Source organism: [Clostridium] citroniae WAL-17108 (assembly GCF_000233455.1).
Lineage (GTDB): Bacteria > Bacillota > Clostridia > Lachnospirales > Lachnospiraceae > Enterocloster > Enterocloster citroniae.
The window spans coordinates 1,339,958-1,358,383 of record NZ_JH376420.1 but is presented as its reverse complement, the minus strand read 5'-3'; the positions used below and the strand labels follow the sequence as shown (position 1 = coordinate 1,358,383).

Here is an 18,426-nt window from a genome sequence, read left to right as displayed (position 1 = left end):
GCCCCCATACAATTAGTAGCAGATGAGTTTATCGGAGGAAGATATGAAACGGATTGCAGCCATATTGTTATCAATTACAGTCCTGCTGGTCCATCCTGCGGCCACAGCACTGGGGCAGGAGCCCAATATCGCCATACCGGCAGGAGCAGTCGTTGCTGGCAGTGGATTGGATACAGGTCAGAGCGAAGGAAAGGCAGAGGGGCAGGAGACAGGACTGCAGATTGGGGATACCATGGCTGTGGAAGCTCCTGCCGGGGATTCACAGCAGACTTCCCCGGACACCCAGGCGGCGGTCCAGATCGCGGCGCCCTCGGCCGTGCTGATGGAGGCATCCACAGGACAGGTGATCTATGAAAAGGGGGCTGATGAAAAGCGGAGCCCGGCCAGTGTGACCAAGGTCATGACCCTGATTCTTATTTTTGACGCGCTCCAGTCGGGAAAGATCCAGCTGACGGACGAGGTGGTCACCAGCGCTCATGCCAAATCCATGGGCGGCTCCCAGGTCTTTCTGGAGGAGGGAGAGGTGCAGACCGTAGAGACACTGATAAAATGTATTGTGATTGCCTCGGGAAATGACGCCTCCGTGGCCATGGCGGAATACATAGCAGGCACAGAGGAGGAATTTGTCCGGATGATGAATGAGAGGGCGGCCGGCCTGGGAATGACCAATACCCACTTTGTGGACTGCTGCGGCCTTACGGAGTCCCCGGAACATCTGACAACAGCCAGGGACATTGCCATTATGAGCCGGGAATTAATTAACAAATATCCCCAGATACATAACTACTCCACCATCTGGATGGAGAACATAACCCATGTGACAAAGCAGGGGACCAAGGAATTTGGTCTTTCCAACACCAATAAACTGCTAAAGATGGCCACCAATTTCAAGGTGACCGGATTGAAAACCGGCTCCACCTCCATTGCAAAATACTGTCTGTCGGCAACGGCTGAAAAGGACGGAGTCCGGCTGATCGCCGCCATTATGGCAGCTCCTGACTTTAAGGCCAGGTTTGGCGATGCGCAGACACTGCTAAACTACGGCTATGCCAACTGTAAGCTGTACGAAGATAAGGAACACCTTCCCCTTCCGCAGATGCCTGTTACAGGAGGTGTGGAGGATGAGGTTGCCCTTACCTATGAAGGGACATTTTCCTATCTCAGCCTGAAGGGCGAGGACCTGGGAGCGATTGAGAAAAACCTGGTACTGGAGGAATCCATCCCCGCGCCCGTGGAGCCGGGGCAGAAGGCCGGTGTGCTGGAATACACCCTGGGCGGCAAAAAGCTGGGCGAGGTCAATGTACTTACCAACGGAAGTATCAGGGAAGCCGGATATATGGATTACCTGAAACGGCTTGTGGGGGCGTGGAAACTGAACCGGTAGGGAACTGAAATCTGAACCGGCAGGGGACTGAAATTTAAACCGGCAGAGACTGAAACCTGAACCGGCAGGGCGTGGGGACCTGCGTCCCCTGCCCTTGCAAATAGGATCCCTCCGCTTTGATCCGTAGGGATATGCGGAGGGATAAATTGCATGATCAGTATGTTGGCGGCGGTGCAGAGCGGTTTACGGCTTCATAGCTCTCTTAGCCCATTCGCTGTCTTTTAAGATTGCTCTCCCCACGCCTATAAGGTCTGCCTTTTTCTGCTCTAAAAGCATTTCGGCCGTTTCTGCGTCAGTAATACCGCCCGTTAGAATGACCGGAATGGAAACAGTATCTTTGATTGCCTTTGACAGTTCATCAAAATATCCTTGCTTATGAGATGTTGGGTTAATGTAGCCACATAAACCGCCGGATATATCTATAAGATCAATTCCTGCTTTGACAAATTCTTGTACCGCGAGTACGCTGTCCTCTATTGTGCTTCCACCTGTCATGTAGTCGCAAGCCCCTAATCGCAGTGCAACCGGGTAATCTTTTCCAACTGCTTCGCGAATGGCTTGTATGATTTCTAAATGTAGTCTTATCCGTCCGCGGATTGTATCCCCAGTGTATTCGTCTATTCGTTTGTTCGTCAATGGAGAATAAAATTGGTTAAGCAAATAGCCATGAGCAGAATGTATTTCTACTCCGTCAAAACCAGCTGCCTTTGTCCTTAATGCTGCTTTTGTAAAATCATTTACCACTTTTTTAATATCCGTTGGATTCATTTCTTTTGGCAAGGGTGTGGTCAGGTTTCCTTCCGGGACCGTTAAGCTGCCTTTGGATATTCTGACAGCACTGGCACTAAGTTGCCCTAATCCTGTTATATCAGGTGTTGCTGCTCCGCCTGCATGGTTAATTTGTGCCATGATTTTCGTATCATTCTTATGCACCAATGATACAAGCTTCTTTAATCCACCAATATCATTATCCTCTGAAATAGATAACTGTCCTTTGCTGGCTTTCCCCTCCGGACTGACATAGGTGTGTTCCGCAATAATTAGACCGATATATCCGCCGGCAGATTTTTCAGTATAATAATCAAACGTCTTTGACGTGGCTTTGCCATTTTCATCAGCTTTGGAGATCGCCATAGGCGGCATAACAAGACGGTTTTTCAATTCCATAGTTTGAATTTTTATACTTGTATTCAGGAAACGCATATTTGTCACCTCATTCATTGATCTGGACTTCCAATAGTATAACATGATATACTCAATAAAGAAAGAACGCACATTTAAGATAGATACTATCAAAAAGGAAAGTATTGAATTGGAGATCCCCAATGACTGGACGTTATAAATTAAACACCGCTGTATGCAGTACGGGAAGGAGAGAACATCCATGGTTCGTTTTGGTATAATCGGAACAGGAAAAATCAGCCACACATTCATGAGAGCGGCCCTGAAGGCGCCCGGCTTCCGGCTGGAGGCAGTCTATTCAAGGTCCGTGGAAAAAGGCAGGGAGTTTGCACGGCCTTACGGAGCGGACAAGATCTATACATCCCTGGAGGAACTGGGCAATGACAGCAATGTGGACGCGGTCTACATAGCAAGCCCCAACAGTTTCCACTGCAGCCAGTCCATATGTATGCTGAATCACGGTAAGCATGTGCTGTGTGAAAAGCCCATAGCCTCCACTGCCGGGGAGTTGGAATCCATGACAGAAGCGGCCGGAGTAAATGGTAAGATCCTTTTGGAAGCCATGCGCCCGGTTTTTGACCCCGGCTTTGCAAAGATAAAAGAACTGCTGCCAAAGGTGGGACGGATACGGAGGGCTATTTTCCAGTATTGCCAGTATTCATCCAGGTATGATGCCTTCAAAAAGGGGATCATTGAAAATGCCTTTAACCCTGCATTATCTAACGCAGCCCTCATGGATATCGGCGTATACTGTATCCATCCCATGGTATTGCTGTTTGGAAAACCGGACCGCGTCACTGCCTCCAGCATTTTCCTGCACAATCATATGGAAGGAACAGGAACCGTGCTAATGGATTACGGCGCCATGGTGGGCGAGGCCAGGTATTCCAAGATAACCTATTCCTCACAGCCCAGCGAGATCCAGGGCGAGGATGGGACCATGCTCATATGGCAGATCCAGGATACAAGGAAAATCCGGATCGTATACAGGGACGGCAGTCAGGAGACATATGAAATTGCCAAAGAGGATAATAACATGTATTATGAGATCCTGCGGTTCATGGACCTGATTGAAACGGGAAGAGAGGGACATCCGGTGGATGATTTGGTCCGCGGCCATCTAAAGGGCTCTCTTCTGGAAATGGAAGTGATGGACCAGGTCAGAAGCATGACAGGGATCCGCTTTATGTAACGAAAACAGTAGATTTTCTTAATCCTTTTTTACTTCTATTGAAAAGTCGGCATCCTCATGATATCGTATAATTATCAGACGGGAACGTGAAAATTCTGATTTTTCTGGGAGGAGAGTATTATGAAAAGAAAGAGGATGTACGGCGCAGGAGCTGTTCTTCTGGCAGTTCTGCTGGGACTGGCTGCCTGCGGAGGCAGTGCAAAAAGCAGTTCCGCCACCATGGCGGCGGCCACCTATGATGCGGCGGCTGAAACAGCGGTGTATGAGGAAGGGATGGAGAGGATAAACCTGTCTGCGGATAAGGGAAGCGGGATGGACCCGGCATCAGCAAGTCTGACGGACCAGACGCCTGTTTCCCAGGCGCTTCCCTCCGGCCGTAAACTGATCCGCAATGTTACCATGACGGTGGAGACAGACGAGTTCGACCAGCTTTTGGGCATACTGACGGCCCAGGTAGGAGACCTGGGCGGGTATGTGGAGCAGTCGGATATATCGGGGAACAGTCTGAACGATCAGAATGTACCCATTCCCCGCTATGCGTCACTCACCGTCCGCCTTCCTATAGGCAAGCTGGATGGTTTTGTTTCAGCGGTGGAGCAGAACGGCAATGTGACCAACAGATCCGAGTCCGCACAGGACGTCACCCTGCAGTATAGCGACCTGGAGAGCAGGAAGAAGTCGCTGACCGTGGAGCAGGACCGCATCTGGGCCCTTCTTGAAAAGGCAGATACTCTGGAATCGGTCATTGCCCTGGAGGAACGTTTGTCCGAGATCCGTTATCAGCTGGAATCCATGGAATCACAGCTCAGGCTGTATGACAATCAGGTGGATTACAGCACGGTCCGCCTTTCCATCAATGAGATCAAAGGAGCGGCTTCCTTTACCCCCACTGAACCGGAGGGGCTGGGACAGAGGATTCAAAAAGGTTTTTCAAAGAATCTGAATTCCGTATCCCAGGGGCTGACTAATTTCCTGATCTGGCTGATCGCATCCAGCCCCTTCTGGATCCCACTGGCAGTGATCGCGGTGATCGTACTGCTGGTTGTCCGGAGAAATAAAAAAAGGACAATAAGGCAGCATCTGCCCCACTCTGTGAACGGAGCGGAGAAGACCGGTAAACCGGAAGAGTAAATACAAATGATGGGGAGGCCGGATTCTCCCCCTAAGCGCAAAAGGCCATTGTATTTCCACATACGCCAGGTGGAAAACAATGGCCTTTTGTCATGCCGTTATATATTCCGGCATACTCCGTCATTTAAGACTTCTCTGCGCGGCAGGGGATCAGGCCCCGGCTCAGGCTGTGTCAGCCAATGCCGCCGTTGACGATTCCCAGAATAAACACTGCCATGGTCAGGATACAGAATCCATATTTATAAAGGGGATAGTACCAGCCGCCGATCCGCTGTTTTCTTCCAAGGGATACCGCGTCCTCCACGGCCTGCTTTCCCCAGATCCAGGCAAACATGATCCCGGCCAGACCGGCGCCCAGAGGGCAGATATAGATGGATACGAAGTCCATCCAGCCGGAAACAATTCCCTGGATGCACAGCGCCACCACAACCCCAATAATACCGATGACGGTAACTGCTTTGGCACGGCTGAAGTGCAGGTTATCCTGAAGGGTGGCGATGGGAGCCTCAAACAGGTTCACCAGGGAGGTAAGGCCTGCAAACAGCACGGCCACAAAGAATACCACCATTACAATGTGTCCGCTTGGCATGGCTGCGAACAGGTTGGGCAAATAGATGAACATCAGGCCGGGGCCCCCGCCAAAGGCAGTGGAGCCGGCTGCTGCCATGGCAGGCACAATGACCAGTGCGGCCAGGAATGCGGCCAGAGTATCAAACAGGGCCACTTTCCATGCGGAGCTGACAATATCCTCATCATCGGACAGGTATGAGCCGTAAATAACCGTTCCGTTGCCGGCCAGGGACAGGGAGAAAAATGACTGGCCCAGGGCGTAGACCCACATCATGGGATCCTTCAGCTTTTCAGGATTAATGGAGAACATGTATTTGTAACCATCAGAAGCTCCGGGCTGGAAATAAACATAGACGGCCAGGCCTATAAACAGCAGGAAAAACAAAGGGATCATGATCTTATTGGCTTTTTCAATGCCGCTGGCAACACCCAGTACCATGATGGCAAAGGTGACTGCCAGTGCAATGATCAGCCAGAAGTTATTGCCAAAGGGAGAGGCAGTGGCGCCGAATGCCTGTTCATAACCTGAGATATCAGACACATCCGCACCATAGGAAAGGGCTTTACCGGTAAATGCATTGAACACATATTTAAAAATCCAGCCCACCACTACGGAGTAGCCGATAGCCAGCATCAGCGCCCCCGCCATGGGAATACCTCCTATCAGGGCGCCTGTATTCCCTTTTCCCCGTGATGCGCAGGCCTGTCTGAAGGCGCCCACAGGGCCTTCCTTTGCCTTGCGTCCAAAGCTCATTTCACCGATCACGCCGGAAAACCCGATGAGAATGTCAAAGATAAGATATGCTGCCAGAAACGCGCCGCCGTAATTTGCAACCCGGCTGGGAAACAGCCAGATATTTCCCATCCCCACTGCCGAACCAATACACGCAAGAATAAAACCCCATTTCGACCCCCATGATTCCCTGTTACTGCCATTGGATGTTTTTCCCATATATTTCTTCTCCTTTTCGATACAAAATGAAGACAAAAAGGGCCCCCACAGTAATCTTTAAACTACTATAGGATGCCCTATCTTATTGCTGCCAAGCACATCACATGATTTCAAATTACATTTGAAACGTCATGCGGTCCGCCCCTTACCTTCAATCCTCAATGGGTTCCAGGGAAGCCTGGAAATGACGAAGGATCGGTGGCTCCCATGTAATCCTGTAACCGTGTTTGATCTCATGGGCCCGCTCTTTAATTGCAATCAATGCATCTGCCATTATATCAATATGAGCCTGGGTGTAGACCCGGCGCGGAATGGCCAGACGTGTGAATTCAAAGTCGGCATGAAGCTGTTCATTTGTATCCGGGTCATTGCCCAGCATGTAAGATCCAATATCGCAGGTGCGTATGCCTGCCTCCTTATAAAGCTCAATGGCCAATACCTGGCCGGGGAATTCATAATAAGGAATCTGGGGGAACATGGCTGCTGCGTCCACAAACACGCCATGGCCTCCAACCGGAGCCTGATAAGCGATACCGGCATCATCCAGCCTGGATGCAAGATATTCCATCTGTCCGATCCTGTAACGGAGATAATTTTCATCAATGCCCTCGTATAACCCGATCGCCAGGGCTTCCAGGTCGCGTCCGTTGAGTCCTCCGTATGTATAGAATCCTTCAAAGGAAATACAGTTTGCTTTTATTTTCAGGATTAAGGGTGACTCTCCATCCTTGACTCCGATCATACCGCCCATGTTGACAATGGTATCCTTTTTTGCGGACATGGTGAACATGTCGGCCAGGGAGAACATTTCCTTAATGATCTTTTTGATCGGCCAGTCCTTGCATTCCTCCTCATCACGTTTAACAAAGTATGCGTTTTCAGCGTAGCGCGCCGCGTCAATGTCCAGGGGAATGTTGTATTTCTTACAGATTGCGGAAACGTCCCTCATGTTCTGCAGGGAAACAGGCTGCCCGCCGGCGGAATTGTTGGTAATTGTCATGACCACCAGGCCTACGTTCTCAGCTCCCTTTTCAAGGATGATCTGTTCCAGCTTTTCCACATCCATGTTGCCCTTAAACTTGCAGCGGTGGGACGGGTCCTTTGCTTCCGGGATCACGCAGTCAATGGGACGCGCGCCGGCCAGGATCACATGAGCACGGGTGGTGTCGAAAAACATGTTGGAAATCGCAATTTTACCTTCGGAGAGGAAGGTGGGGAACAGAACCTTTTCAGCAGCGCGTCCCTGATGTACGGGCTGGACATATCCATATCCGAAAATGTCCTTGGCGGCGTCAACCAGTTTGTAGTAGGAGGAAGCGCCGGCATAGGCCTCATCGCCCTTCATGATTCCCGCCCATTGGTCCTCGCTCATGGCATTGGTGCCGGAGTCAGTGAGAAGATCAATGTAGCAGTCCTCTCCTCTTAAGCCAAACATGTTGTATTTGGCCTGGGCGATCGCCTGCTCGCGCTCCTGGCGTGTGAGCATTTTCAGTGGTTCAACCACCTTGATACGGAATGGTTCTGGAACATACTTGATAGCCATAATAATACCTCCATAAAATGATTTTGGTTTGGATGCGGGCCTTTGCCGCTTCCAAATACCCCGGTCATCGTTGCCGACTGGCGGACAGTATTATGTAATAGGTTCAAGCTGAGAAGAAAGGATACTAGATGTGATAATGTTTTCTCAACTTACGAGAATATATTATTATATTTTTAGAATAATGTCAAGCTGATTTGTTGTAAATGATAAAAAAATAATTTTTAGGGAATAAAAATATACATAGTGCATAAAATGGAGAAAATACTAATAAAAAATTATCATAAATAAGATGAAAATGATAAAATATTATTGCGACATATACTCAAACACCCTCTAGCTATTAAAAGTGTATTTTGATACAATAGCACTATATGAGTATAAAGAAAGAAGCAGGTCATGAATACAGAAAATCATTCAATTCTTCAGCATTATATAAAGTTAACGGAATTTCTTGGCCGTACCCTTGGTCCGGATTATGAGATTGTGCTCCACAGTCTGGAGGACAAGGAACGGTCCATTATTGCAATCTCCAACAACCATGTCAGCGGACAGGAGCTGGGGGCTCCGCTGTCCGGTGAGATCCTGCAGATCATTGCGGATAAGAGCTATCACAATTATTCCTATCGTACCCATTATATGGGGGTATCCGCCCTTGGAAAGAAGCTGCGTTCCTCCACGCTTTTTATTGAGAATACGTCAGACGAGTTGATCGGGCTGCTGACCATTAATTTTGACGACAGCAAATATACGGACCTGGCAAAGCAGCTTTTGGGGCTGTGTCACCCGGATACATTTGTGGAAACCAATTTCCGCTATGACGAGACTTACAAGGAGATACCGCCCGGTCAGGAAAAGTCTCAGTCCGGAGAACCGGGAACCGGGAATCCATCAGTCCAGCCGCTGTCTGGAGAGACAGTGCCTGTTTCCGGCGGAGAAACAGTGAACGAGGCCTTGTCACGTATTTTCAGGGAAATGGACCTGAATGGCAAGAGCCTGTCCCAGTCCCAGCGTCTGGCAGTGATGGAACGGCTGGAAAGGGACGGCGTATTCCTTCTAAAGGGAGCGGTAAAGGATGCAGCTCTGGCCCTGGGAATTTCCCAGGCCAGCGTATACCGATATCTTTCTAAAATCCGCCGGGAATGATTTGTTTTACTATAGTATAATTATAGTACAGGCAGGGATCAAACATTCCAAAAAGTATGGTCAGATGGTTGATGTCACTGGATTTTATGATCCACGGACAGTTCATTGAGTACAAGACGGTAGTTTCCCGGAGGCAGCTGCCCGTACATGGCAACATGATTGACCATGCCCAGGGATTCCCCGTCCGGTACATAAAAACCCATGCAGTTGAATCCCCAGTTACCTGGTATGGCGGGAACTTCATACCAGGTGCCATCCACTGATACCTGAAGTTCATAAAACTCCCCGCAGCCCCATTCCTGGCCGCTTTTGTTGGAGATAGTAACCTCCGCCACATCCTGGTTCCAGGAATCCAGGGTCATGGTAACTCCCCCAGGCGGGTTTAAAGGCGCTGCCGGGACCAGGAAACGCGTGTTCCATCCGCCGTTTTCCTGGGTAAACAGGCGGGCGCAGGGAAAGGAGGTAAAAGAGGGCAGTTCTCCTGCATCCTCCCAGTTCCCATTTTCAGATAGCTGTTCAAAGTCAAAATCCAACTGGTAAACGCTTCCGTCTTGGGCGATCCACCTGCCGTTTGTCCAGGCGGCAAAGATACTGAACCCATCCTTTCGGCCGATTTCAATCCCGTAAACAGGCAGAGCGGCATTGTCTGCGGACCAGCTTTTTACCCTGGTGGCTTTTACTGAGTTCAGGGATTCCAGGATCTTTTGTTCCTCTGCGCTGTCAAACAGATAGGCGATGCGAACCTTTTTGCCGTCATAGGTGTACAGAGTCATTGCGCTGGTTTCCGGGGAGGCCTGTTCCATAAGATGATTGGATGAAGTGGAGGAATTGGGCGGGGCGGATGAATTGTATGGGGCGGATGAATCTGCAGTACTTGCACTGTTTGCGGCGTTATGGGTAGTGCTGTCCGGGGAGGGCTGGCCGTTGAGTATCGGGATGGCCGACAGGTCATGACGTGATTGGCCGGTCGGTGACTGGCTGGGCAGCGACTGATTGGTCAGTGTCTGGTCAATGTGGTTTTTTATTTGAAAGGATCCTGCTGCTGACTCTGCCCCGGATCCGGCGGTGTCGTCTTGGGTGGATTCTACCACCTTTTCAGCAGTTTTTCTGTCCGCTGCGGACATCTCTTCCCCCTGCGTGATCCCGCATCCGGATATCAGGATCGTGATCACCACGGCGGTTGCTGCCGATACTCTTTTTTTATTCATGATAGACTCCTTTTTATTCGTATTTTTTCTGATGATCAGGTGTTTCAGGCAAAGAAGCCTGCAGCGCGTTCAGAATCAGGTTGTCCATTCCTTTCATTCCCAGACCGGTACAGGTGTCCACAAACTGTTGAAAGCAGGTGTCGCGGATCTTGTCTTTATGGAATACCAGGTCAAACTGGCGGTTCAGCCGGAGATTTCTGACCTGTATCATACCCATCTGATGACTGCTGATATCCGGTTGTACCAGGTAGGAGGAAATGGCTGCAATTCCGGCATTGTGCAGGACAGCCTGTTTCACTGTTTCAATGCTGTTGCAGACCCATCCAATGTTCAGGGACAGGCTGCTGCTGGAAAATGCATGCTCCAGCAGCATTTCAGTTCCGCTTCCCTTTTCACGTCCAATAAATACTTCCTGTTCCAATTCTCTTAACTCCACTGTCTTACCCGCCAGGGGATGATTTTTCGGACAGATAATAGCCAGCTGATCCTCCAGGATCGGTATATGCTCCAGATACGGGGAACGCTTTGTTCTCTGGACAATAGCCAGATCCAGCTTGGCGGACAATAACTTTTTTTCCAGGGCCTTGCTGTTGGTGATCTCCACCAGGATCCTGGTATCCGGATAGAGGGATCGGCAGTGCTCTAAAAGGGGATGGATCAGGCAATTGCCTATGGTGGTGCATACTCCTATGCTTAAGGTGTTGCAAAAGGAGGCATCCTTCATGCGGGTGTCCAGCTGTTCGATGTTCTTAAGGATCTGGGCAGACAGATAGAGCATCTGCTTTCCCGCATTGGTGAGAAAAAGGGAATGGTTCAGGCGCTCAAAGAGACGGATGCCGTATTCATTTTCCAGGGAGTGGATTGCCTGGCTGACGGATGACTGTGAGATCATCATGTTCTGCGCTGTCTTGCTCATATTCATATGTTTACAGACTTCCACAAATATTTCCAGATTCCGTATGGTCATGTTCAACTCCTGATATTAGTATTTACTTATAATATTATCATTATATTCATATTTTTCAATAGTAAAAATGCGTGATAGAATGAGGGCATACGAAAGGAGAATGGAAATGGATCGATGTTTAATCGTAGTAATTGACGGATGCGCACCGGATTATCTGACACCGGAGACAGCGCCTAATATTTACAGACTGGCCAGGGCTCATGGATTTGTAAAAGAGGTCCAAAGTGCGGTACCCACGGTAACCAATGTAAACCACGCCTGTATTTTATCAGGAAAATTCCCGGAGGACACAAAAATAGTAGGGAATTATTATTACGACCCGGATACCGGGGAAGAAGGATTTATAGAAGAAAGAGGGTTCATGAAAGCGCCCACCATTTTGAACGCTTATGGGAAAATGGGAAAAAAGACCGCATTCCTCACTGTTAAGGGTAAGGTTCTGGGCGTATACGGTGAGGGTGCTGACATCGGAATCAGTGTCCAGGCACCGGATAAATTGCTCCTTAGTCGTCTGGGGCTGGACATGCCGCCTGAGGTAAGCGACCTGTCCAGCACACGGTGGATCATGGAAGCAGCCCTGGCCTGTATTGAGAAGGAACATCCCGATTTCGTCTACTGCACCACCAATGACTATGGATTCCATCATTACGGACCGGAGACATTGGAGGCAAGGCTGCAGATGCGGTGGATTGACGAGTATATTGGCAGGATCCATGAAGCGGACCCTGGAAGGCGGATCTACATAACCGCGGACCATGGGATGAATCAGAAGAAAAGGCTTTTGAATGTTAAGCACATTGCGGACAACAAGGGGATCCCTCTGTATTGCCTGGCGCCCTTAAAGGACCGGTATGTGGAAAACCATATTTATCAGGAAGGCGGTATTCTCTATCTGTTTTTGGAAAACGAAAAGGATGGAGAGAGGCTGTGTGCACTGGCAGAGGAGATTCCGGAGATTGAGAAGATCCTTGGCAGGGAGGAAGCGGCGGCTCTTTATCATCTGCCTGAAGACAGGATTGGGGATTATGTGATATTTGCTTCTGAAGGATGCGCCTTTGGGGAAGTGGAGGGGGAATATCTGGTTACAGATCAGGTGAGGACCCATGGTTCACTGTATGAGCGGCAGATCCCCCTGGCAGCGATCCATCCTCTGAAAGGGGAAGGGGATTATCAGTACAGTAAGGATATTGTTGCACATATGATGAGGGATTTTGAAAACGCAGGATGGAGACTGGGATGAGAGGAATGATGAGAAAAGGCGGAGTTGTAAACAGAACTGCATTGGGGGCAGCAGCTCTTTTGGCCGGTGTGGTGATAATGATCGCAGGATGCAATAAGAAAACGGAAGAGCTGACCGGAAATATCCAGCTGGCGGGAAGTACTTCCATGGAGGAAATGTGTGTTGCCATTGGGGAAACATTCATGGAGGAGGAGCCGGGAATCGCGGTATCCGCTGAGTACATTGGCTCGACAGCAGGTATGGAAGCATTGTTGGAGGGGACTGTGGACATTGGTACATCTTCCAGGAACCTGACCCAGGAGGAGCTGGAAAAGGGAGCGGTGGAAAACATTGTGGCCAGAGATGGAATAGCGGTTATCCTGAACAAGGAGGTGACCGGGATCGAGAATCTCACATCAGATGAACTAAGGGATATTTTCTGTGGAAGAACAGCTAATTGGAATGAACTGGGAGGTCCGAACATGCCTGTAGTGGTAACCGGACATGAGGCAGGTTCCGGTACAAGGGATCCTTTTGAGGAAATACTGGGAATTGTGGATCAGTGCCGGTACGCCAATGAACTGAGCGGATCCGGAGCTGTTCTGATCAAGACTGCCGCTACCCAGGGAGCGGTGGGATATATTTCCATGGCACTGCTGGACGATACGGTACAGGCAGTGTCGGTGGAGGGGGTCCAGCCAACCAGGGAGAACGTGCAGAATGGAAGCTATTCCCTGAACAAGACAATGGTAATGGCGACCATGGGAGCCATAGAGAAACAGAATCCCCTGGTCCAAAGGTATTTTGAGTTCGTGTATTCGGATCAGGGGCAATCGTTGATCGATGGGGCGAATTTGACGCCGGTTCCGGGGGAATAGAGAGAAGCAGGAAAGCCTGCCGCATGCTGAAAGATCCAGATGCGACAGGCTTTTTGAACGCTGTAACCATTATTTTGCAGCAGCCTCAGAGAACTGCGTGGTCACAAGTTTCTCATAAGGAACCCGCTCTGACAGCTCGCCGGCTTCCTCCAGTATATTTTCCAGAAGTTCAAAGCTTTCCTTTTCAAATATGGTGTCGTCCTTCCAAGTGTCCTGGTCCTTGTAGCGTCCTACGATGGTAGCGATTTTGTCCACCGGAGTTTCCTTGAACTGAGGGGCAATGGTCTTTGCAATCTCCTCGGCAGAGTGGGAGTTTACATAGTCCATGCCTTTTTGGATGGCGTTTGTAAATTTCTGGATCAGCTCAGGATTTTTTTCCATATAGCTTTTCTTTGTACAGTAGGCAGTATAGGGAACATAACCTGATTCTGTTCCCAGGGATGCTACAACGGTTCCGCTTCCCTCGCTCTCCAGTGTGGTGGCGAATGGCTCAAACTCCACCGTGTAATCAGCGTCATTGGATGTAAATGCAGCTGCCGTCAGACCAAAGTTAATGCTCTGGTCAATCTCCAGGTCTGTCTTGGGGTCCAGTCCGTGTTTTTTCAGGATGTACTCAAATACCATCTGCGGCATGCCGCCGGCACGTCCTCCCAGGACCTTTTTGCCCTTCAGGTTCTCCCATTTAAAATTATCCTCAGGCTGGCGGCCCACCAGGAAGTTGCCTGCCCGCTGGGTCAGCTGTGCGAAGTTTACAGCGTAGTCCTGGGAACCTTCCTGATATACATAGATGCTGGCCTCTGAGCCCATGAACCCGATCTGCGCATCCCCGGAGATGAGTGCGGTCATTACCTTGTCGGCGCCCGCGCCGTTGACCAGGGTCAGGTCAATGCCCTCGTCCTCAAAGTAACCCAGCTCGATGGCTGCGTACTGGGGGGCATAGAAGATGGAGTGGGCTACCTCGTTGAGTACCAGCGGCGTATTGCCGGAGGAAGCCGTGCCCGGGGCCTTTGCACAGCCGGTAAGGGCAGCGGCTGCCATGGCTCCTGCCAGTAATGTGCATAATATTTTTTTCATAACAGACTCCTTGTGTATTCACTTATAATATAGTTTATTAGAGGGGACATGGACCGGTGAATAAAAATGGAAGGCTGCAGAGGGAAAATACCAAAAAAAGAGGCATCCAAACCCGCTGCTCTCTGGTTGGTGCCTCGCTTTTTAGAATAGATCAGAGCACATATCCGTTAAATTGGCTCATTTGTATTTGATTTGACATACAGATAGATCCTGTTATCTACATGAAATGCCCTCAGGAATTTCAGCAGATAGTTTTTTAAATCTTCACGCCCGTAATGCAGGATGATATCCTGACCATGGATGCGCTTAATGGTAGATTTTTTATATCCCAAATCAGAATAGTCATCGTTATCTTTATCCCTGTCCAATCGATAAAATATCCGGTCCGGCAAACCATACTGGGCGGTTTTTGACCGGTCATTTACCAGCTTTATAAAATCGGAAGGATTTACAGTCGTTTCCAGAATTTTGCAAAAAGCTTCTGTAAAACTGGCTGCAGGAATTATCCCGCCATCACCAATGGAAAATCCCTCAATAACAAGCTTTTTAAGGTCCAGATTATCCGTGAGCAGTTCTTTGTCATGCTGTGTGCTGTTTACCGCATTGGAAGCAGTCATTTGCGACTGGTCTAATAAGTTTATAAATATTTCAAAATCATCTGAGTCATCATCCAGACCCATATCCCTTGTATCCGAGTGAATATACTCATTTAACAGAGACAGCAGGTTATGGGTCTGCTTATAATTATAAGAACCCGCCTTCTCGTTCCACAGCGACAGCTTATCAGCAAGAAAATCTGAGTAATTCGGAAATAAGGGATCGGAATCCTTTTTAAAAGAAAATACCGTGTTACTGTCAACATCCGTCCATTCCCTTGTGCTGGTCAAATATTGATACAGCCTGTCATCACAGAGCTGAATACACAAAATTGCCAAAAGCAATACATTTGTTTTGTGATCATCCTGGCTTACCTTTAAAATGTCCCTGATCAGTTCAAAGGTATTTAACAGCCGTTTGACTGTTCGTGGGTTGGCGCCCACACTATTTTTAATAATATCACTGATGATCTGTGAATCCTCATTCAAATCGATTTCCATGCGCTCAAATGAAGTCATCAGAAGTTTGTCCATTTTATAAAATGCAACCGGGATACGGAAGGGAACCTGGATCATTTTATCAAAAAAGCTTTTACCCTTTTGATACATCAGGCCCTCGCCGTACTTCTTGGAAACGCCCAGGGTAACCACCTCGTAATCAATGGCCAAAACAAAGATACATCCCGGCACATCCAGAAATATCTTGATTATTTCCAGCAATTCCACTGCACGCTCCGGATTCAGCCTGTCCAGATCATCGATAAAAATAACGATTCGGCGAGGAGCCTTTTTCACAAAGGAATGGATCGCTATCTCAAATTCCTTTGTGAACTTTTTGATATCCTGATAAAAACTGCTGTTCAGATTAAATAACTCCTCAAAATCAGTTTCCATCTGAACAGAACAATTCAGGAGGGAATAGCTGGCGTTGATCTTTGTCTTTTTAAATATATTTTTCATCATGGATGAAAAAGTGTTTACTATTTTTTCCGGGGCAGAAACCGACTTCAGCACTTCGGTGGTAAGTTCACTGAGAAATGCAATGGACAGATCGTCCTCGGAAGAAAACTGGGCGTAATGCCAGGTATTAAAATACAGGCACTTTAAATTGGGCTCGGTTAATTTCCCCATGATCATGTTCATCATTGAGGTTTTGCCGGATCCCCAGTCTCCCTGCAATGCAATGGTCAACGGGGTCTCGCACTTTTTGATAAAATCAGCCAACCCGGTGTAATAGCGGTCCAGGTCGAATAGATCAGATTCCATGGTATCAATTGGTAGATCACGGTTGCCTTTTGCCATTAGTAAGCTCCTCCTGTATTGAGAGAGATCAGATTCCTGATTTTGTTGGAAAATTCTTTTTGCAGATCCAGAGGAGGAAACAGATATCCCTTCTCATAAATGTCGCGCTGTGTAATATATGGTTTGCCGGAACCTGTCTTGTATTGATTCAAGTTCATAAAGTTCAGAAGATAACAAAGGTATTGCAGGTCGGTTTCCTTAAAAAATAAGGATATGTAAATTGCGTTGCCCGTTATAAAGCCGGGCTTATCAAGGATGGATGCCTGTCCGCAGTGTTCGCCCACCCGATTGATAATAATGGTGGGAATGGGTCCATGGACATTACATTGATCGGTGGATGAATAGCTTCCATTGGCACCTATGACCGGATACAGTCCCCCATGATCTGATGAAACAATCTTTGTTCCGGAGCGCAATTTAAACAGCTCCTCCCCTCTGATGGAGGGAAAACCTTTATCCACAAACATTTGCCGGAACAGATCAGAGGCAATGATGCTGTTTTCCAGATCTTTATCCGGAAACAGGGATAATTGTTCGTAACCGCTTTCCTGGTCATGAGTATGGTCTTTATTTGATGAAAGTCCATATTTTTCCGGTGCAAAAAAGTAATCAGGTTCTGTAATCTGCTCCCTGGACAAGTGGACGGACACGGCATCCGGGTGATGGAAGAGGCGGGAAAAATGACCGTGGTACAGGTTGATATCCCGGCAGTTCCTGAAATCGTTTATTTCAATGTATTGATTGACAGGATCACTTTTTTTAAAGGTAAGGATACATGTGTTGACCCTTGCCTTAAACAGACCTAACGGAAGCAAAACCATAGACAGTATCTCAAAATTTTTATATAAACGTTCTCTGATAAGATGATCCGTTTGTCTGCTTAAAAAACCGTAGGGCATAATGACGCTGGCACGGCCGTTATCCGCCAGGGTATCCATGGCGCGGATCAGCATCTTTGACTCCAGCCTTCCAATTCCTCCTTCATAGGCAAAAGGCGGGTTTGCCAGAATGAGATCAAACTGGTTTGGATCATGGTCATCTGAAACAGAGCAGCAAATATCAGGACCGGCGTGAAACCCCATCATTTTTATGTTAGCTTTCTGTTCCTCTCTTAAAAGGCTGGAAAGGGTGAATAGAAGACAGCCAGCCCCCCAGGCCGGATCTGGAACCGTGTAATCCCGGAGCTCAAGCGCATGCTCCATTAACGAAATAATAGATAGAACTGTTTTTTCTTTTTCGGACATAGTTGTATGCGATTATCCTCCTGCGATCAATACGGCATGATTAATTTTATTATAAGTCATCCATTGCCCAAAATCAACGAGGGATTAATCTACATGACCTCTACATTATAATTGCAGGCCCAATTAAAAAATGATAAAATGATCCATATATCATAAGAAAGGTGCGGTCAACATGGGAGATTCATTACAGTACTACAACCAGCATGCCAGGGAGTTCTTTGACAGTACAAGGGATGTTGAATTTACGCAGATACAGGACCGGTTTCTCGGTTATCTGAAACCGGGGGACAGAATCCTGGATTTCGGATGCGGATCAGGAAGGGACACAAAGTATTTTATCAGCAGAGGATATATGGCGGATGCTGTGGACGGCTCTGTGGAGCTGGTAAAGATCGCATCTGAATATACCGGCACAAACGTCAGACAGATGTTTTTTCAGGATCTGGATGAAAGGGAGGCATATGAGGGGATCTGGGCCTGTTCCTCTATTCTGCACCTGACCTTTGATGAACTGGCGGACGTGTTCGGGAAAATGCACCGTGCGCTGGTGCCCTGCGGAGTCCTCTATACCTCCTTTAAATATGGGACAGGGGAAGGGGAACGGAACGGTAGGTATTTTACGGACATGACAGAGGAGAAAATGGAAGGGCTGCTAAAGGCCGTCCATGGATTTGCTACTTTGGAAATGTGGGTGACGTCTGACGTGCGTCCTGGGAGAGATGAGGAACAATGGCTGAACATGATTTTGAGGAAAAGATAGAAAGGGCAGATGGGGGATGTGATCGAATACAGAACAATGGACTACTACCGGAAAAGGTATGAAAGAAAGAATTCTTAAACT

15 protein-coding genes are annotated in these 18,426 nt (G+C 48.3%); 7 read left to right on the top strand and 8 right to left on the bottom strand.

Translation table 11 applies throughout. The features are described 5' to 3' along the window. Positions 1-43: 43 nt before the first annotated feature. A complete protein-coding gene (locus HMPREF9469_RS06070; RefSeq protein ID WP_007860161.1) occupies positions 44-1,384 on the top strand; it encodes a D-alanyl-D-alanine carboxypeptidase family protein in 1,341 nt (446 codons plus the stop codon). Positions 1,385-1,567: 183 nt separating this feature from the next. On the opposite strand, the gene HMPREF9469_RS06065 is transcribed toward HMPREF9469_RS06070, so the two are convergent. Beyond that, positions 1,568-2,605, bottom strand: a complete 1,038-nt coding sequence (locus HMPREF9469_RS06065; RefSeq protein ID WP_330363645.1) for an NADH:flavin oxidoreductase — start codon at positions 2,603-2,605, stop codon at positions 1,568-1,570. A gap of 163 nt (positions 2,606-2,768) precedes the next feature. Between HMPREF9469_RS06065 and HMPREF9469_RS06060 the strand changes: the two genes are divergently transcribed. Both HMPREF9469_RS06060 and HMPREF9469_RS06055 read left to right on the top strand, forming a co-directional pair. Next, a complete protein-coding gene (locus tag HMPREF9469_RS06060; RefSeq protein WP_007860158.1) occupies positions 2,769-3,758 on the top strand; it encodes a Gfo/Idh/MocA family protein in 990 nt (329 codons plus the stop codon). Positions 3,759-3,878: 120 nt separating this feature from the next. Beyond that, positions 3,879-4,889, top strand: coding sequence for a DUF4349 domain-containing protein (locus HMPREF9469_RS06055; protein WP_007860156.1), 1,011 nt, complete (start codon positions 3,879-3,881; stop codon positions 4,887-4,889). A gap of 172 nt (positions 4,890-5,061) precedes the next feature. Here HMPREF9469_RS06055 and HMPREF9469_RS06050 read toward each other — a convergent pair whose 3' ends face one another. Continuing rightward, a complete protein-coding gene (locus tag HMPREF9469_RS06050) occupies positions 5,062-6,411 on the bottom strand; it encodes a sodium-dependent transporter (protein ID WP_007860154.1) in 1,350 nt (449 codons plus the stop codon). Positions 6,412-6,562: 151 nt separating this feature from the next. Continuing rightward, positions 6,563-7,954, bottom strand: coding sequence for a tryptophanase (locus tag HMPREF9469_RS06045; RefSeq protein WP_007860152.1), 1,392 nt, complete (start codon positions 7,952-7,954; stop codon positions 6,563-6,565). Positions 7,955-8,350: 396 nt separating this feature from the next. Here HMPREF9469_RS06045 and HMPREF9469_RS06040 point away from each other — a divergent pair, with 396 nt between their 5' ends. Further along, positions 8,351-9,097 carry a helix-turn-helix transcriptional regulator gene (locus tag HMPREF9469_RS06040; protein ID WP_007860150.1) on the top strand — a complete coding sequence of 249 codons (747 nt, stop codon included), beginning with the start codon at positions 8,351-8,353 and terminating at the stop codon, positions 9,095-9,097. Between the two features lie 74 nt (positions 9,098-9,171). On the opposite strand, the gene HMPREF9469_RS06035 is transcribed toward HMPREF9469_RS06040, so the two are convergent. Both HMPREF9469_RS06035 and HMPREF9469_RS06030 read right to left on the bottom strand, forming a co-directional pair. Continuing rightward, positions 9,172-10,305 (bottom strand): immunoglobulin-like domain-containing protein, encoded by a 1,134-nt coding sequence (locus tag HMPREF9469_RS06035; protein WP_007860148.1) that lies wholly within the window; start codon positions 10,303-10,305, stop codon positions 9,172-9,174. A gap of 13 nt (positions 10,306-10,318) precedes the next feature. Continuing rightward, positions 10,319-11,272 (bottom strand): LysR family transcriptional regulator, encoded by a 954-nt coding sequence (locus tag HMPREF9469_RS06030; RefSeq protein WP_007860147.1) that lies wholly within the window; start codon positions 11,270-11,272, stop codon positions 10,319-10,321. A gap of 106 nt (positions 11,273-11,378) precedes the next feature. On the opposite strand from HMPREF9469_RS06030, the gene HMPREF9469_RS06025 reads away from it, so the two are divergent. Both HMPREF9469_RS06025 and HMPREF9469_RS06020 read left to right on the top strand, forming a co-directional pair. Further along, a complete protein-coding gene (locus HMPREF9469_RS06025) occupies positions 11,379-12,512 on the top strand; it encodes an alkaline phosphatase family protein (RefSeq protein WP_007860146.1) in 1,134 nt (377 codons plus the stop codon). Beyond that, a complete protein-coding gene (locus HMPREF9469_RS06020; protein WP_007860144.1) occupies positions 12,509-13,369 on the top strand; it encodes a phosphate ABC transporter substrate-binding protein in 861 nt (286 codons plus the stop codon). Before HMPREF9469_RS06025 ends, HMPREF9469_RS06020 begins: the two co-directional genes overlap by 4 nt. A 69-nt stretch (positions 13,370-13,438) precedes the next feature. Here HMPREF9469_RS06020 and HMPREF9469_RS06015 read toward each other — a convergent pair whose 3' ends face one another. The 3 genes from HMPREF9469_RS06015 to HMPREF9469_RS06005 form a co-directional block, all read right to left on the bottom strand. After that, a complete protein-coding gene (locus HMPREF9469_RS06015) occupies positions 13,439-14,443 on the bottom strand; it encodes an ABC transporter substrate-binding protein (RefSeq protein WP_007860142.1) in 1,005 nt (334 codons plus the stop codon). Between the two features lie 167 nt (positions 14,444-14,610). Further along, complete coding sequence (locus HMPREF9469_RS06010) at positions 14,611-16,341, bottom strand: KAP family P-loop NTPase fold protein (protein ID WP_007860140.1); 1,731 nt, start codon at positions 16,339-16,341, stop codon at positions 14,611-14,613. Next, complete coding sequence (locus HMPREF9469_RS06005) at positions 16,341-17,426, bottom strand: N-6 DNA methylase (RefSeq protein WP_166461753.1); 1,086 nt, start codon at positions 17,424-17,426, stop codon at positions 16,341-16,343. The genes HMPREF9469_RS06010 and HMPREF9469_RS06005 overlap by 1 nt, the downstream gene beginning before the upstream one ends. 331 nt (positions 17,427-17,757) lie before the next feature. Here HMPREF9469_RS06005 and HMPREF9469_RS06000 point away from each other — a divergent pair, with 331 nt between their 5' ends. Further along, positions 17,758-18,345 carry a class I SAM-dependent methyltransferase gene (locus tag HMPREF9469_RS06000; protein WP_007860136.1) on the top strand — a complete coding sequence of 196 codons (588 nt, stop codon included), beginning with the start codon at positions 17,758-17,760 and terminating at the stop codon, positions 18,343-18,345. The last annotated feature ends 81 nt before the right edge of the window (positions 18,346-18,426 follow it).

What these genes read in the sequence shown, in the direction of transcription:
- HMPREF9469_RS06070 (WP_007860161.1), top strand. Translation starts at nt 44, where the DNA reads ATGAAACGGATTGCAGCCATATTGTTATCAATTACAGTCCTGCTGGTC.
- HMPREF9469_RS06065 (WP_330363645.1), bottom strand. Translation starts at nt 2,605, where the DNA reads ATGAATGAGGTGACAAATATGCGTTTCCTGAATACAAGTATAAAAATT.
- HMPREF9469_RS06060 (WP_007860158.1), top strand. Translation starts at nt 2,769, where the DNA reads ATGGTTCGTTTTGGTATAATCGGAACAGGAAAAATCAGCCACACATTC.
- HMPREF9469_RS06055 (WP_007860156.1), top strand. Translation starts at nt 3,879, where the DNA reads ATGAAAAGAAAGAGGATGTACGGCGCAGGAGCTGTTCTTCTGGCAGTT.
- HMPREF9469_RS06050 (WP_007860154.1), bottom strand. Translation starts at nt 6,411, where the DNA reads ATGGGAAAAACATCCAATGGCAGTAACAGGGAATCATGGGGGTCGAAA.
- HMPREF9469_RS06045 (WP_007860152.1), bottom strand. Translation starts at nt 7,954, where the DNA reads ATGGCTATCAAGTATGTTCCAGAACCATTCCGTATCAAGGTGGTTGAA.
- HMPREF9469_RS06040 (WP_007860150.1), top strand. Translation starts at nt 8,351, where the DNA reads ATGAATACAGAAAATCATTCAATTCTTCAGCATTATATAAAGTTAACG.
- HMPREF9469_RS06035 (WP_007860148.1), bottom strand. Translation starts at nt 10,305, where the DNA reads ATGAATAAAAAAAGAGTATCGGCAGCAACCGCCGTGGTGATCACGATC.
- HMPREF9469_RS06030 (WP_007860147.1), bottom strand. Translation starts at nt 11,272, where the DNA reads ATGACCATACGGAATCTGGAAATATTTGTGGAAGTCTGTAAACATATG.
- HMPREF9469_RS06025 (WP_007860146.1), top strand. Translation starts at nt 11,379, where the DNA reads ATGGATCGATGTTTAATCGTAGTAATTGACGGATGCGCACCGGATTAT.
- HMPREF9469_RS06020 (WP_007860144.1), top strand. Translation starts at nt 12,509, where the DNA reads ATGAGAGGAATGATGAGAAAAGGCGGAGTTGTAAACAGAACTGCATTG.
- HMPREF9469_RS06015 (WP_007860142.1), bottom strand. Translation starts at nt 14,443, where the DNA reads ATGAAAAAAATATTATGCACATTACTGGCAGGAGCCATGGCAGCCGCT.
- HMPREF9469_RS06010 (WP_007860140.1), bottom strand. Translation starts at nt 16,341, where the DNA reads ATGGCAAAAGGCAACCGTGATCTACCAATTGATACCATGGAATCTGAT.
- HMPREF9469_RS06005 (WP_166461753.1), bottom strand. Translation starts at nt 17,426, where the DNA reads ATGATGGGGTTTCACGCCGGTCCTGATATTTGCTGCTCTGTTTCAGAT.
- HMPREF9469_RS06000 (WP_007860136.1), top strand. Translation starts at nt 17,758, where the DNA reads ATGGGAGATTCATTACAGTACTACAACCAGCATGCCAGGGAGTTCTTT.